Source organism: Pseudonocardia wallangbongensis (assembly GCF_054486945.1).
Genome location: NZ_JBRERS010000001.1, coordinates 1 through 14,324, shown reverse-complemented (window position 1 = coordinate 14,324; position 14,324 = coordinate 1). Strand labels below are relative to the sequence as shown.

Sequence of the window (14,324 nt, the reverse complement as noted above, 5' to 3'; positions counted from 1 at the left end):
CCGTTTGGCGGAGGACCCCTAGCTGCCCAGCGCAGTCACCTGCTGGTCGAACGCCACCACCAGCTGTGCGGCGGTGGTGCCCGTGGGCACGGCCGAGGCCGCCAGGGTCACCAGGCGGCCGTCGTGCGTCACGGCGGCGAACACGTTGCCGCCCTGGTAGCGGCACACGAAGCCGGCCGTGCCCACCGGCGCCCGGGAGCCGCCCTCGCAGAGCTCCGCCACCGTGTCGAGGGAGGCCGCCGGGTCCTGGGTGACGTCCACGGACAGGAAGGCCGGGCCGTCGGCCGGGCGCGGCGTGCCGGACGGGTCGTAGACGCAGCGGGTGTCGCTCGCCGTGCTCGCATCCGGTGCCCAGGTGAGGCCGGTGGTCGTCGTCAGGACGCCCGTGTCGAGCAGGCACGCGGCCGGTGGCGGCGGTGGAGGTGGGGGCGGGGCGACCGGAGCCGGCGCTTCCGCCGCCGAGCAGCCGCCGAGGGCTGCCGCCAGAACCACCGCGCCCACCAACCGCTTCACGGCCCCACTCTCCCACGCGGCCGGAGCGCACCGTGGAGCCACGGGTCAGCAGCCGTACGGCGTCGTCAGCGGGTCCGGTTCCGGGTGGGTGAGGCCCGTGTCCGTCTCGACCGGGAAGCCCTCCCGGATCCAGTACTCGATACCGCCCAGCATCTCCCGCACCACGTAACCGAGGCGGGTCAGGGAGAGGGCGGAGCGGGTGGCGCCGTTGCACCCCGGGCCCCAGCAGTAGGTGACGACCGGCAGGCCCCCGTCGAGCACGGCGTGCGCGCGTTCGGGGATCTCGGCGGTGGGCAGGTGGACCGCGCCGGGGATCCGCCCCTGCGCCCATGCGGCGGGGCTGCGCGAGTCGACGAGCACGAATCCGGGGGCGCCGCTCGCGAACCCGGCGTGGACGTCGGCGACGTCGGTCTGGAAGGCGAGGCGGGAGGCGAAGAAGGCGACGGCGTCGGGGCTCACCGAAAGTGTCATGTGCGCGACGGTAGGAGCGCGTCGGCCACCGGTGAAGGTGGGAACCACGGTAGCTTCGCGATATGGCCGTGGAATCCCTGGACGACCTGGACTGGCGCCTGTTGGAAGCCCTGCAGCGCGACGGGCGGGCCAGCTACGCCGACCTCGGGCGGCTCGTCGGCCTGTCGCCCAGCGCCGCCACCGAGCGGGTGCGCCGGCTCGAAGAGGGCGGCGTGATCACCGGGTACAGCTGCGAGGTCGACCCGGAGAAGCTGGGCCTGCCGATAATGGCGCTCGTCCGCCTGCGCTACCCGCACGGCAACTACAAGCCGTTCCGCGACCTGCTCGCCACCACACCCGAGGTCACCGAGGCCCACCACGTCACCGGGGAGGACTGCTTCGTCCTGAGCGTGCGGGCCCGCGAGATGCGCCACCTGGAGCAGGTGACGGGCCGGATAGCCGGCCTGGGTGCGGTGACGACGAGCGTGGTCTACAGCACCCCGCTGCAGCGGCGATCGGCGGTGACGAGCGCGGTGAGCTCCAGCGGACGGGCTGCGAGCGAGAGCACCCGCCGAACGTGAGCACCGTGGAGCCATGACGTGCTCACGGCGGGGGGAGGGCGCCCAGCAACCGTCCTGGGCCTGCCGTTGACGCTCCGACCGCGCGCACCCGCTCCTTCAGGGCGCGGTCGGCCGTCACCACCAGCACCGGGGCCTCGGGGGCCAGTTCGGCAGCCACGGTCGCGATCGTCTCGTCACCGTCGGCCGGCGCGCGGACGACCGCGAGCCGCGGGTGGGTGGGGAGGTCCGGCACGCCGGCGGCGGCGCCCTCCAGCACCAGGTGCACCTGCAGGTCGGCGTCGGGGTGCCCGAGACCGTCGGCGAGCGGGGCCGGGTCGACCGTGAGCGCGGTGACGATCCGGCCGGCAAGGCGGCGGGCCGCTCCGGGACGGTCGCGCCACCACCCGTCGGGGCGTGCGCCCACCACGTTCGCGGCGTCGACGATCACGTGGAGCATCAGCCGATGCGCGGCACCAGGTGGCGGGGCAGCTTGGCCGCGGCGGCCCGGTCGAGCAGCCACCGGGTGCGCCTCCTGCCCTGCGCCCCGGCCACCGGGATCGCCACCTCGCCCGCCCCGCCCAGGGCCATCGCGACCGCCGCGGCCTTCGCCTCGCCGGTGGTCATGATCCAGACCTCGGCGGCGCGGCGGATCGCCGGCAGCGTGAGCGACACCCGGGTCGGCGGGGGCTTCGGGCAGCCGTGGACGGCCACGACCGTGCGCTCCGTCTCGTAGACGGCGGGGGAGTGCGGGAAGACCGACGCGGTGTGGCCCTCGCCGCCCATGCCGAGCATGAGCACGTCGAACGACGGCACCGGGCCGTGGTCCTCCGGCCGGGCCGCCCCCCGGAGGAGCTCCGCGTACGCCTCGGCGGCCGCCTCCGCGCCGGCCGGCCCGGTGCCCGTGTCCGCACCCATCGGGAACACCTTCGCCTCGTCCACCGGGACGTGGTCGAGCAGCGCCTCGCGCGCCTGCGTCTCGTTGCGCTCGGGGTCGCCGGGCGGCAGGAACCGCTCGTCGCCCCAGTAGAACTCGACCTTGCCCCAGTCGACGGCGTCCCGGGCGACGGAGGCGCGCAGCTGCTCCAGCACGCCGATGCCGGTGCCGCCGCCGGTGAGCACGATCTTCGGTGTCGTGCCGGCCGCCTGCAGGTCGACGAGCTTGGTGGTCAGCCGTGCGGCCACCGCCGCGGCGAGCACGTCCGGATCGGCGTGGACCGCGATGTCCGGGGCGGGCATCACGCACCGGCCAGCGTGGGCACCTTGATCGGGGTGCGGCCGCGGGTGATGCGCCCGATGCCCTCGAGGGCGGCGCCGTATATCTCGTCCGCGTCGAGCCGGCGCAGCTCCTCCGCGAGGCAGTCGCGCACTTCCCGGCGGGCGAGCGCGACCAGCCGGTCCGGCTGGCCGGGCTGGCGCAGCGTGCCCACCTTCCCGTCCGGGCGCACGAGCTCGATCGGTCCGGAAGGGCGCTCCAGCCGCACCGACACCACACCCGGCCCCGACGCCGCGGGCGAGCGCTTCACCTTGGCGTCCAGCCGGACCGCGAGCCAGCCGGCCAGCAGCTCCGTGGACGGGGAGATGGCCTCGCCTGCCACGACCACGTTGGTGACGGGCTCGTACGGCGGGGCGTCGAGCGCGGTGGCGAGCAGCGCCCGCCACGGGGTGAGCCGTGTCCACGTGAGGTCGGTGTCGCCCGCGACGTAGTTCGCCCGGCGCTGCTCGAACGCCTTCGTCGGGTTCCGCGCCGAGAGCGCGTCGGTGATGCGTCGCGTCGCCAGCTTGCCGACCGCGTCCTCGGACGGGACGGCGGGCGCGTCGTTCGGCCACCACGCCACGACGGGTGCGTCGGGCAGGAGCAGCGGCGTCACCATGCCGGCGCCCGCCTCCTCCGCGGCGAGCGGGCCGTAGCCGCGCAGCACGATGACCTCGCTGGCACCGGCGTCGCCGCCGACGCGGATCTGGGCGTCGAGCCGCGGCGCGGCCTTCCGCTGGCCGTGGGCGAGCACGATGATCCGGCACGGGTGCTCGTGGCTGGCGGCGTTGGCCGCGGCGATCGCGTCCTCGATGCCTGCGCCGTCCTCGGTGAGGATCACCAGCGTGAGTACGCGGCCCATCGTGAGCGCGCCGCCGCTCGCCCGCATCTCGACGAGCTTGCGGTTGACGGCCGAGGTGTTGCTCGAAGGAAGATCGACGATCATGGCTGCGCTTTCCTCCTCAGGGCCGGCGCCACGTGCGGCCGGTTCGGGCGAGCATCGCGTTGGCCGAGTCCGGCCCCCAGCTCCCCGCCGGGTAGGGGTCGGGCGCCTTCTCCTGCCGCGCCCAGTGCTCGATCGCCGGGTCGAGGATCTCCCAGGAGCGTTCGACCTCGGCGTTGACCGGGAACAGCGACGGCTCCCCGAGCAGCATGTCCAGGATCAGCCGCTCGTACGCCTCGGGCGACGCCTCGGTGAACGCCGCGCCGTAGCCGAAGTCCATGGAGACGTCCCGGACCTCCATCTGGCTGCCCGGCACCTTCGAGCCGAACCGCATGGTGACGCCCTCGTCCGGCTGCACGCGGACGACGAGCGCGTTCTGCCCGAGCTCCTCGGTCATCGTGGCGTCGAACGGCAGGTGCGGGGCCCGCTTGAAGATCACCGCGATCTCGGTGACGCGCCGGCCGAGGCGCTTGCCGGTGCGCAGGTAGAACGGCACGCCCGCCCACCGCCTGGTGTCGACCTCGCAGGTGATCGCCGCGAACGTCTCGGTGCGCGAGTTGGGGTCGAACCCCTCCTCCTCGGTGAGGCCCTTGACGAGCTCGCCACCCTGCCAGCCACCGGTGTACTGCCCGCGCGCCGTGGTCTCGTCGAGCGGCCCGATTGGCTTCGTCGCGTTCAGGATCTTGATCTTCTCGAGGCGCAGCTCGTCGGAGGAGAACGAGACCGGCTCCTCCATCGCGGTGAACGCGAGCAGCTGCAGCAGGTGGTTCTGGATGACGTCGCGGGCGGCGCCGATCCCGTCGTAGTAGCCGGCGCGCCCGCCCAGGCCGATGTCCTCGGCCATCGTGATCTGGACGCTGTCGACGTAGTGGCTGTTCCAGATCGGCTCGAAGAGCTGGTTGGCGAACCGCAGCGCCAGGATGTTCTGCACCGTCTCCTTGCCGAGGTAGTGGTCGATCCGGAAGACCGAGTCCTCGGGGAAGACGTCGTTCACGATCTCGTTGAGCTCGATCGCCGAGCGCAGATCGTGCCCGAACGGCTTCTCGATCACCACCCGGCGCCAGCCCTCGCCGTCCTGGCGCGCCAGCCCGGAGCGGGCGAGCTGCTTGAGCACCACGGGGAACGCGCCGGGCGGGATGGACAGGTAGAACGCGTGGTTGCCCGCCGTGCCGCGCTCCCGGTCGAGCGCCTCGACGGTCTGCCCGAGCCGGTCGAACGCGTCGTCGTCGTCGAAGGTGCCGGACACGAACCGGAAGCCCTCGGCGAGCCGGTCCCACACGTGCTGGCGGAACGGGGTGCGGGCGTGCTCCTTCACCGCGTTGTAGACGACCTGGCCGAAGTCCTGGTTGGCCCAGTCGCGGCGGGCGAAGCCGGTGAGGGCGAAGCCCGGCGGTAGGAGGCCCCGGTTGGCGAGGTCGTAGATCGCGGGCATGAGCTTCTTGCGCGACAGGTCACCGGTGACCCCGAAGATGACCAGGCTGCACGGTCCCGCGATGCGCGGGAGCCGCTTGTCCCGCGGATCGCGCAACGGGTTGGTCCACCCCGCTGCCGCGGACGTGGCGGCGCTCATCTGACTCCTCGCTGGCTTGATGTCGTTCGGGTTGCGGGGATCATCCCAGGTCTCCTAGAGCTGCTGCACGGCACGCGCCACGGTGACCAGGCCCGCCACCCGGTCGGTGAAGTGGAGGCGGAGCACGGGCCGGCCACGGGCGGCGAGGGCGGCGGCGTCGGCGCCCGCGAGCCCCTGCTGCACGGCGTCGAGGGCGCCGGCCGCCTCGGGGCGCAGGCCCGGGTCGTCGGGGTCGGCGGTGAGCTGGCAGACCCGGGTGGCGGGCGGGCCACCCTTGGCGTGCTGGCCGCTGCCGGGCAGGCAGCGGGGCGCCCACCCGAACGTGGTGGGGAGGCCGGTGCGGCGCGCCAGCTCGGCGCGCAGCACGGCCGCGGAGGCGTCCTCGATCCGGTCGAGGTAGGCGTGCACGGCCAGGTGGTGCGCCCCGTCGCCGTCCGGGCCCACGAGCGCGCGCAGCGCGTCGGCGACGGTGGCCGTCCCGTCCGGCAGCCAGTCGCCCGCGTGGACGTCCACACCGCCCTCGGTGAACACGGGCGCGCCGCCGGCCGCGGGCGTCACGTCGTGCGCGTCCGGCCGGTCGGTGGGGTCGACGCCGAGCAGGTGCGCCGCCGCGGCGACGGCGTGCTGCCAGGTGGCCATCTGCTCGGCCACCGACCCGTCCGTGACGAACACCGCGCCCTGCACGTCCCCCAGCCCGACGGCGGGTAGGGTGCCCCACTCCGGGGACCCCGGGCCTTCCACCACCACGGGGAGCGGGCCGCGGCCGTCCTTCCCCAGACCGCCGGCCACGAGCTGTGCCGCCCATTCGGCGAGTGCGGGCGCGTCGGGTGCGGCGAGCGCGACGGCGGGTGCGGACGCGAGCAGCGCACCGAGGCCCAGCGCGTTCCCACCAGCGGTGGCGAGCTCGGCCCGGACCGCACCGGCCTCGGCGAGCACCGCCCCGACGTCGGCGCCGGCGAGCCCGGCGGGCACGAGCGCGTACGCCGTGAACGCCGCCCACGGGCCGTCGACGTCGTCGGGCCCGAGCACCACGACCGGGCCGTCCCGGCCCGCGTCCGCCGGCAGCAGCGGACCGTCCGGCGGCGTGACGACGACGGTGTGCGCGTCGGCGTCCACGCCCTCGGCGCGGAAGGCCGCGTGGACCGTGTCGCGCAGCAGCCGCACCGGCTCCGGGTCCTCGCCGGGCGGCACCGACACCACGAGCACCGTGGCGGCCAGCTCGCCGGCGAGCGCGTCCGCCACCTGGGGTGGGTCGGTGGTGTCGAGGACGACGAGGCGGGGGTCGGTCCCGGTGAGGGCTTCGGCGGTGACGCCGGTGCCCCCGGCGGTCGCGAGCAGGACCCGGACCTGCCCGCCCACGCGGCGCTGCTCGGCCAACGCCGCGATCTCGCCGACCAGAGGACGTGCCGCGCGCACCGCCCCAGTCCACCCGGGCCGGGCGACCCGCGGCCACAGGGCCGGGTCACCGTCCGCGACGCGGGCGGCGACGCCGTTCTCGACGAGCCGCGCGAGCATCTCCTCCTCGGACGGCACCGGTCGCGCGGTCACCGCGTGCGCTCCCCTCCGGTCCGCTGCAAGCGCTAGCGGGCCTGCTGCAGCTGCCCGGTGACCGTGTCGCCGAGCTCGGTCCAGGACTTCTCGAACTTGTCGACGCCCTCGTCCTCCAGAACGCGGAACACGTCGGGCAGGTCGATGCCCACCTGCTCCAGCGCGTCGAACACGTCCTGCGCCTCGGCGCCCGTGCCCGTGACGCGGTCGCCGTGGACCTCGCCGTGGTCGCGGAAGGCGTGGAGTGACTTCTCCGGCATCGTGTTGACGGTGTCGGCGACGACGAGCTCGGTGATGTAGAGCGTGTCCGGGTAGTCCGGGTTCTTCACGCCGGTGGAGGCCCACAGCGGCCGCTGCGGGCGGGCGCCCCTGGCCTCGAGCGCCGCGTACCGGTCGGAGGAGAAGACCTCCTGGAACGCGGCGTAGGCCAGGCGGGAGTTGGCGACGGCGGCCTTCCCGCGCAGCGCGAGCGCGTCGCCGGAACCGATCGCCTCCAGGCGCTTGTCGATCTCGGTGTCCACGCGGGAGACGAAGAAGCTCGCCACGGACGCGATGCTCGCGAGCTGGTGCCCGTTGGCCGCCGCCTGCTCGAGCCCGTCGAGGAAGGCGCCCATGACGGCGCGGTAGCGCTCGACGGAGAAGATCAGCGTGACGTTGATGCTCACGCCCTCGGCGAGCGCCCGGGTGATCGCCGGCAACCCCTGCTCGGTGGCCGGGATCTTGACGAGCAGGTTGGGCCGGTCGACGGCCTTCCACAGGTCCAGGGCCTGCGCGACCGTGGCCTCGGTGTCGCGGGCGAGGCCGGGGTCGACCTCCAGCGAGACCCGCCCGTCGACGCCGTTCGTGGTCTCCCACGTGCCGCTGAAGACGTCGCAGGCCTGCTGGACGTCGGAGACCGTGATCTCGCGGACCGTGTCCTCGACCGACGCGCCGCGCGCGGCGAGCTCGCGGATCTGCGCGTCGTAGGCCGCGCCCTTCGACAGCGCGGTCGCGAAGATCGTGGGGTTGGTGGTGACCCCGACGACGTGCTCGTCGGTGATCAGTTCCTGGAGGCTGCCGCTGGTGAGGCGCTCGCGGGACAGGTCGTCCAGCCAGATGGACACCCCTGCGGCCGCGAGCTGCCCGAGTCGATCGTTGCTCATTGGTTGGTCCTCCTAAGGGGGCTCAGCGAAGCTTTGCGAGGCTGCGCTTCGCGGCGGCGACCACGTTCTCCGTGGTGAAGCCGAACTCGCGGAACAGCGTCTGGTGGTCGGCGCTCGCGCCGAAGTGCTCGATGGAGACGTTCTCGCCCGCGTCGCCGGTGAAGCGGATCCAGGGCTGCGCGATGCCGGCCTCGACGCTCACCCGCGCGCGGGTGGCAACGGGGAGCACCGACTCGCGGTACGCCTCGTCCTGCTCGTCGAACCACTCGACGCACGGCATGGACACCACTCTCGTGGCAACACCGTCGGCCTCGAGGACGTTCCGGGCCTCGGCCGCGATCTGCAGCTCCGAGCCGGTGGCCATGAGGATCACCTGCGGGGCGCCGGACGACGCGTCCGCGAGGACGTACCCGCCGCGCGCGACACCCTCGGCCGAGGTGCCCTCGAGCACCGGCAGGTTCTGCCGGGTGAGCGCCAGCCCGTTGGGGCCCGCGGGCCGCTCCAGCACGGCGCGCCACGCGTGCGCGGTCTCGTTCGCGTCGCCCGGCCGGACCATCGCGAGGCCGGGGATCGCCCGCAGGGCGGCCAGGTGCTCGATCGGCTGGTGCGTGGGGCCGTCCTCGCCGAGCCCGATCGAGTCGTGCGTCCAGACGTAGGTCACGCCGGCCTGCATGATCGCCGCGAGGCGCACCGCCGGGCGCATGTAGTCGCTGAACACCAGGAACGTGCCGCCGTAGGGCCGGGTGGGCCCGTGCAGCGCGATGCCGTTGAGGATCGAGCCCATCGCGTGTTCGCGGACGCCGAAGTGCAGGGTGCGGCCGTACGGGTGGGCGTCCCACATCTTCGTGGCCGTGGAGGTGGGGCCGAACGAGTCGGCGCCCTCCATCGTGGTGTTGTTGCTCTCGGCGAGGTCGGCCGAACCACCCCACAGCTCCGGCAGCACGTCGGCGAGCGACTTGAGCACCTCACCGGACGCCTTGCGCGTGGCCAGGCCCTTGGCGTCGGGCTCCCACACGGGCAGCGCCTTCTCCCAGCCGACCGGCAGCTGGCGGCCGATCAGGCGGTCGAAGAGCTCCTTGCGCTCCGGCTCGCGGGCGGCCCAGGCGTCGAAGGTCGGCGTCCACGCCTCGTGCGCCGCGCGGCCGCGGTCGACCACCTCCCGGGCATGCGCGAGCACCTCGTCGCCGACCTCGAAGGACTGCCCCGGGTCGAACCCGAGGATCTTCTTGACCTCGGCCACCTCGTCGGCGCCCAGCGCCGAGCCGTGGGCTTTGCCGGTGTTCATCTTGTTCGGCGCCGGGAAGCCGATCACGGTGCGCAGCAGGATGAACGACGGCCGCGAGGTCTCCGCGCGGGCGTTCTCCAACGCCTCGAGGATGCCCGTGACGTTCTCGCCGCTCTCGACGACCTGCACGTGCCAGCCGTAGGCCTCGTAGCGCTTGGCCGTGTCCTCCGACAGCGCGATCGTCGTGTCGTCCTCGATGGAGATCTTGTTGTCGTCGTAGATCACCGTGAGGTTGCCGAGCTCCTGGTGACCGGCGAGCGACGACGCCTCGGAGGTGACGCCCTCCTCGATGTCACCGTCGGAGGCGATCACGTAGATCTGGTGGTCGAACGGGCTCTCCCCGGGCGCGGTGTCCGGGTCGAACAGGCCGCGCTCGCGCCGGGCGGCGATCGCCATCCCCACCGCGTTGGACAGGCCCTGGCCGAGCGGGCCGGTGGTGGTCTCGACGCCGCGCGTGTGGCCGTGCTCGGGGTGGCCGGGCGTGAGCGAACCCCAGGTGCGCAGCGCCTTCAGGTCGTCGAGCTCCAGGCCGTAGCCGGACAGGTACAGCTGGATGTACAGCGTGAGGCTGGAGTGGCCCGCGGACAGCACGAACCGGTCGCGGCCGACCCAGTCGGCGTCGTTCGGGTCGTGCCGCATGACGCGCTGGAACAACGCGTAGGCGAGCGGGGCGAGGCTCATGGCGGTGCCGGGATGGCCGTTGCCGACCTTCTGCACGGCGTCCGCGGCGAGGACGCGGACCGTGTCGACGGCGCGCCGGTCCAGATCGGTCCAGTCGTCCGGGATGCTCGCCCGGGTGAGGGTCTCGATGTCGATGTCGGCCACAGCTCTTCCCTCGGGTTCGGGTGGGGATGTGCAGGCGGTACGCCGCGACGCGACCGCTCAGCGCTGACTCGCTCCGGGGGCCACCCTAGTCGCGTCGGGCGCCCGTGTGTGATCACGTGCCGCCCGGTCGTGAGGGGTCTACCCGGCCGAGGGTGCCGGCATGCCCCGGGCTACCATCGACAAGCCGTAGAAATAAACCGCGAGCTCGAGCCTGTCGAGTTCCCACCACGCGGATCGAGGTTGTGCCGGTGACTCTGCCCGTGTCCCGCTCGGGCCACCCTGCCCAGGGTGCCCCGGACGCCTGGCGGGCCGGCTGGGGACGGTTCCGGGGCACCGTGCGCGCCTACCTCGGGCTCACGAAGACCCGGATCATCGAGCAGTTGCTCGTGGTCACGGTGCCGGCCATGTTCCTCGCCGAGCGCGGCGTGCCGTCGGTGTGGCTGATCATCGCCACGCTGCTGGGCGGTGCGATGGCCGCGGCCAGCGCGCACGCCCTCAACTGCGTGGTCGACGCCGACATCGACGCCGTCATGAAGCGCACCAGCCGCCGGCCGCTCGCGAAGGGGCAGGTGCCCACCCGGCACGCGCTGGTGTTCGGGCTCGTCCTGGGCGCGCTCTCGGCGGCGTGGCTCGGGTTCACCACCAACTGGCTGGCCGCGGGACTCTCGGTGGCCGCCATCGCGTTCTACGTGCTCGTCTACACGCTCCTGCTGAAGCGGCGCACCTCGCAGAACATCGTGTGGGGCGGCGCGGCGGGCTGCATGCCGGTGGTGATCGGCTGGGCCGCCGTCACCGGATCGGTGGAATGGCCCGCGCTGGTGATGTTCGGCGTCATCTTCTTCTGGACGCCGCCGCACTTCTGGGCGCTCGCCATGCGCTACCGCGAGGACTACGCCGCGGCGAAGGTCCCGATGCTGCCCGTGGTGGTGCCGCCGGAGGAGGTGTCGCGGCGCATCGTCATCTACGCGTGGGTGATGGCGGTCTGGTCGCTGCTGCTGCTCCCGAGCACCTCCTGGATCTACGCCGTCGTCGCCGCGCTGGGCGGCACCTGGTTCGTCCTGCAGGCCCACCGCCTGCACCGCGGCGTGCTGGCCGGGGTGGAGACGCGCCCGATGCGCCTGTTCCACCTCTCGAACGTGTACCTCTGCTGCCTCTTCGCCGCCATCGCGGTGGACGCGGCGATCGGCCTGCCGGTCCTCTCGCTGTAGGCCCTCCGGTCTTCGCGGGCACTTCACACATCCCGCATGGGCTTCACACCCGGCCGAGGCCGGCCGTGTGTGAAGCCGGTCGTGGGTGTGTGAAGTCCTGCGGGTGAACCCGCTTCCGCACGTCGACGGAACCGCGTGTATCAGGGAGCGGGCGGCGCGCTCTTCGAATGCATGTCGAACTCCCGTCACGTTCTCGTGATCGGGGCCGGGATGAGCGGCCTGTGCGCCGCGATGCTCCTGGCCAGGGACGGCCACCGCGTCACCGTCCTGGAGCGCGACCCCGCGCCGCCGCCCGCGCCGGAGGACGCCTGGCAGGAGTGGGACCGGCGCGGGTGCGCGCAGTTCCGGCTGCCGCACTTCATGCTGCCGAGGTTCCGGCAGCTCCTCGACGCCGCGCTGCCCGACGTCGCCGCCGCGCTCGTCGCGGCCGGCGCCACGCGCTACGAGCTGCTGGAGTGGCTCCCCGAGGGGATGGCCGGTGACCGGCGCGCCGACGACGGGCGGTTCGCGGCGCTGGCCGCCCGCCGGCCGGTGCTCGAGGCCGTGGTCGCCCGGGTCGCGGCGGCCGAGCCTGGGGTGCGGGTCCGCCGCGGCACGGCCGTGCGGGGCCTCCTGACCGGGCACGCGGACCGCGCGGGCGTGCCGCACGTCGCCGGCGTCGTCACCGCGGAGGGCGAGGACATCCCGGCCGACCTCGTCGTCGACGCGGGTGGCCGGCGCTCCGCGCTGCCGGACCTGCTGGCCGCCGCCGGGGTCACGGGGGTGGTGGAGGAGCGTGAGGAGTGCGGCTTCGTGTACTACGGGCGGCACTTCCACAGCCCGGACGGCCTGCCGCCCCTGCGGGGACCGCTGTCGCAGCAGTACGACTCCGTCGGGCTGCTGACCATGCCCGCCGACCGGAACACCTGGTCGGTGACGATCATCTCGAGCTCCCGGGACCGGGAGCTGCGGGTCCTGCGCGACCCGGACCGCTGGCTGGCCGCGGTGCGCAGCTACCCGCTCGCCGCCCACTGGGTCGACGCCGAACCGATCGACTCCGGGGTCGCCGTCATGGCGGGCATCGAGGACCGGATCCGCCGGTACGTCGTGCCCGGTTCCGGCCGCCCGGTCGCCACGGGCGTGCTGGCCCTCGGCGACGCGTGGGCGTGCACCAACCCGTCGCTCGGGCGCGGCACGTCGATGGGCCTGTGGCACGCCGTGCTGCTGCGCGACCTGCTGCGCGCCGAGAGCGCGCCGGCCGCCGTGTCCGCGCGGTGGTGGGAACGCACCGAGGAGCTGCTCGCGCCGTGGTATCGGGCCACCATCGTGGCCGACCGCGCCCGGCTCGCCGAGATCGAGCGGGACCGCGCCGGGGTCTCCCGCCCCCCGGACGACCAGGCGGGGACGCTGGCGAAGGCCCTCGCCGCGGGCGCGGGCCACGACCCCGACGTGCTGCGCGACCTGCTCGAGATCGCCTCGATGCTCACGTTGCCGGCGGAGGTGCTCGGGCGGCCCGGCGCGGCCGAACGGGCACTGGCGGCCGGGGCGGGCGCACCGCAGTACTCGCTGCCCGGCCCCGACCGCCGCACCCTCCTGTCTGCCGTGGGGGCCGTCCCGGCCGCCTGAGCGCGGGGCTACGCCGCCGGGACCATCCCGTGCGGGTCGAGCACGTACTTGCGGGCAGCGCCCCGGTCGAACTCCTGGTAGCCGCGCGGGGCGTCGTCGAGCGAGATGACCGTGGCGTTGACCGCCTTCGCGATCTGCGCCTTGTCGTGCAGGATGCTCATCATCAGCCCGCGGTTGTACTTCAGCACCGGGCACTGTCCGGTGGTGAAGGAGTGGCTCTTCGCCCAGCCGAGGCCGAGCCGCACCTTGAGCGTGCCCTCCTTGGCGTCGGCGTCGGACGCGCCCGGGTCGCCGGTGACGTAGAGGCCCGGGATGCCGAGCCGGCCACCGGCGCGCGTGAGCGACATGACCGAGTTGAGCACGGCGGCGGGCTGCTCACCCGCACCCGCGCCGTGCCCGGTCGCCTCGAACCCGACGGCGTCGACCGCGCAGTCGACCTCGTTCGTGCCGAGGATCTCCGCGATCTGGTCCTCGAGGGTGGCGTCCTGGGAGACGTCCACGGTCTCGCAGCCGAACGAGCGGGCCTGTTCGAGCCGTTGCGCGTTGAGGTCCCCGACGATGACGACGGCGGCGCCGAGCAGCTGCGCCGAGTGGGCCGCAGCGAGCCCGACCGGCCCCGCCCCCGCGACGTAGACGGTCGACCCCGTGGTCACGCCGGCCGTGTAGGCCCCGTGGTAGCCGGTGGGGAAGATGTCCGACAGCATCGTCAGGTCGCGGATCTTCTCGAGCGCCTGGGCGCGGTCGGGGAACCTCAGGCAGTTGAAGTCGGCGAACGGGACCATCACGTACTCGGCCTGCCCGCCTTCCCAGCCGCCCATGTCGACGTAGCCGTACGCCGACCCGGCCCGGGCCGGGTTCACGTTGAGGCAGACGCCGGTCTGGCCTTCCCGGCAGTTGCGGCACCGCCCGCAGGCGATGTTGAACGGCACCGAGACGATGTCGCCGACGTCGAGGAACTGGACGTCCTCGCCCTTCTCGACGACCTCCCCGGTGATCTCGTGGCCGAGCGTCTGCCCCGCCGGTGCGGTGGTGCGCCCGCGCACCATGTGCTGGTCGGAGCCGCAGATGTTCGTGGCGACGTTGCGCAGGATCACCCCGTGTACCGCCTTCTGGGTGAGCCCCTTGCTCTTCGCGACGTCGACGGGTACCTCCAGCTTGGGCGGGTCGTGGTCCTCGACGTCGACCCGGCCCGGCTCCTTGTAGACAACGATCTTGTTGCCGCCCATGGGTGATCCACCTCACTCCCTGGTCCCCGTCCCGGTCTACCCCCGACCGGCGGTGGCCACAAGACGGCCATAAGGGGCGCTCCTGACTGATCCGTGGGTCGCGGGGCGCGCCTGTGTAGGCGGCACGCCGCTCCCGCTTAGGTTCCTGAACTGTCGAGGATCAGGTGCCATAGAGCGGAGAGCGGTGTGCCTGCAGG

Annotated in this window: 13 protein-coding genes; 3 read left to right on the top strand and 10 right to left on the bottom strand. The window is 73.6% G+C overall.

Features of this window, described 5'->3' with window-relative positions; genetic code table 11:
• Window positions 1–18 precede the first annotated feature (18 nt).
• Window positions 19–513: a hypothetical protein gene (locus ACU436_RS00065; RefSeq protein ID WP_459020528.1), complete on the bottom strand. Its 495-nt coding sequence runs from the start codon at window positions 511–513 to the stop codon at window positions 19–21.
• 45 nt (window positions 514–558) lie between these two features.
• A complete protein-coding gene (locus ACU436_RS00060) occupies window positions 559–984 on the bottom strand; it encodes a rhodanese-like domain-containing protein (protein WP_459020527.1) in 426 nt (141 codons plus the stop codon).
• Window positions 985–1,046: 62 nt separating this feature from the next.
• Between ACU436_RS00060 and ACU436_RS00055 the strand changes: the two genes are divergently transcribed.
• Window positions 1,047–1,544, top strand: coding sequence for an Lrp/AsnC family transcriptional regulator (locus tag ACU436_RS00055; RefSeq protein ID WP_459020526.1), 498 nt, complete (start codon window positions 1,047–1,049; stop codon window positions 1,542–1,544).
• Between the two features lie 22 nt (window positions 1,545–1,566).
• Here ACU436_RS00055 and ACU436_RS00050 read toward each other — a convergent pair whose 3' ends face one another.
• The 7 genes from ACU436_RS00050 to tkt are packed head-to-tail and all read right to left on the bottom strand — an operon-like array spanning window position 1,567 to window position 10,088.
• Complete coding sequence (locus ACU436_RS00050) at window positions 1,567–1,980, bottom strand: hypothetical protein (RefSeq protein WP_459020525.1); 414 nt, start codon at window positions 1,978–1,980, stop codon at window positions 1,567–1,569.
• On the bottom strand, window positions 1,980–2,759 hold the full coding sequence (gene pgl / locus ACU436_RS00045) for a 6-phosphogluconolactonase (protein WP_459020524.1): 780 nt from the start codon (window positions 2,757–2,759) through the stop codon (window positions 1,980–1,982). The genes ACU436_RS00050 and pgl overlap by 1 nt, the downstream gene beginning before the upstream one ends.
• A complete protein-coding gene (gene opcA, locus ACU436_RS00040) occupies window positions 2,759–3,721 on the bottom strand; it encodes a glucose-6-phosphate dehydrogenase assembly protein OpcA (RefSeq protein WP_459020523.1) in 963 nt (320 codons plus the stop codon). The genes pgl and opcA overlap by 1 nt, the downstream gene beginning before the upstream one ends.
• Before the next feature lie 16 nt (window positions 3,722–3,737).
• On the bottom strand, window positions 3,738–5,288 hold the full coding sequence (gene zwf, locus ACU436_RS00035; protein ID WP_459020522.1) for a glucose-6-phosphate dehydrogenase: 1,551 nt from the start codon (window positions 5,286–5,288) through the stop codon (window positions 3,738–3,740).
• A gap of 54 nt (window positions 5,289–5,342) precedes the next feature.
• Window positions 5,343–6,836, bottom strand: a complete 1,494-nt coding sequence (locus tag ACU436_RS00030) for a glucose-6-phosphate isomerase (RefSeq protein ID WP_459020521.1) — start codon at window positions 6,834–6,836, stop codon at window positions 5,343–5,345.
• Window positions 6,837–6,868: 32 nt separating this feature from the next.
• Window positions 6,869–7,978 carry a transaldolase gene (gene tal / locus ACU436_RS00025; RefSeq protein WP_459020520.1) on the bottom strand — a complete coding sequence of 370 codons (1,110 nt, stop codon included), beginning with the start codon at window positions 7,976–7,978 and terminating at the stop codon, window positions 6,869–6,871.
• Between the two features lie 22 nt (window positions 7,979–8,000).
• Window positions 8,001–10,088, bottom strand: coding sequence for a transketolase (gene tkt, locus ACU436_RS00020; RefSeq protein ID WP_459020519.1), 2,088 nt, complete (start codon window positions 10,086–10,088; stop codon window positions 8,001–8,003).
• Between the two features lie 335 nt (window positions 10,089–10,423).
• On the opposite strand from tkt, the gene ACU436_RS00015 reads away from it, so the two are divergent.
• Window positions 10,424–11,296 carry a heme o synthase gene (locus ACU436_RS00015; RefSeq protein WP_459022548.1) on the top strand — a complete coding sequence of 291 codons (873 nt, stop codon included), beginning with the start codon at window positions 10,424–10,426 and terminating at the stop codon, window positions 11,294–11,296.
• Window positions 11,297–11,467: 171 nt separating this feature from the next.
• Window positions 11,468–12,901: an FAD-dependent oxidoreductase gene (locus tag ACU436_RS00010; protein ID WP_459020518.1), complete on the top strand. Its 1,434-nt coding sequence runs from the start codon at window positions 11,468–11,470 to the stop codon at window positions 12,899–12,901.
• Window positions 12,902–12,909: 8 nt separating this feature from the next.
• Here ACU436_RS00010 and fdhA read toward each other — a convergent pair whose 3' ends face one another.
• A complete protein-coding gene (gene fdhA, locus ACU436_RS00005) occupies window positions 12,910–14,127 on the bottom strand; it encodes a formaldehyde dehydrogenase, glutathione-independent (protein WP_459020517.1) in 1,218 nt (405 codons plus the stop codon).
• Between the last annotated feature and the right edge of the window lie 197 nt (window positions 14,128–14,324).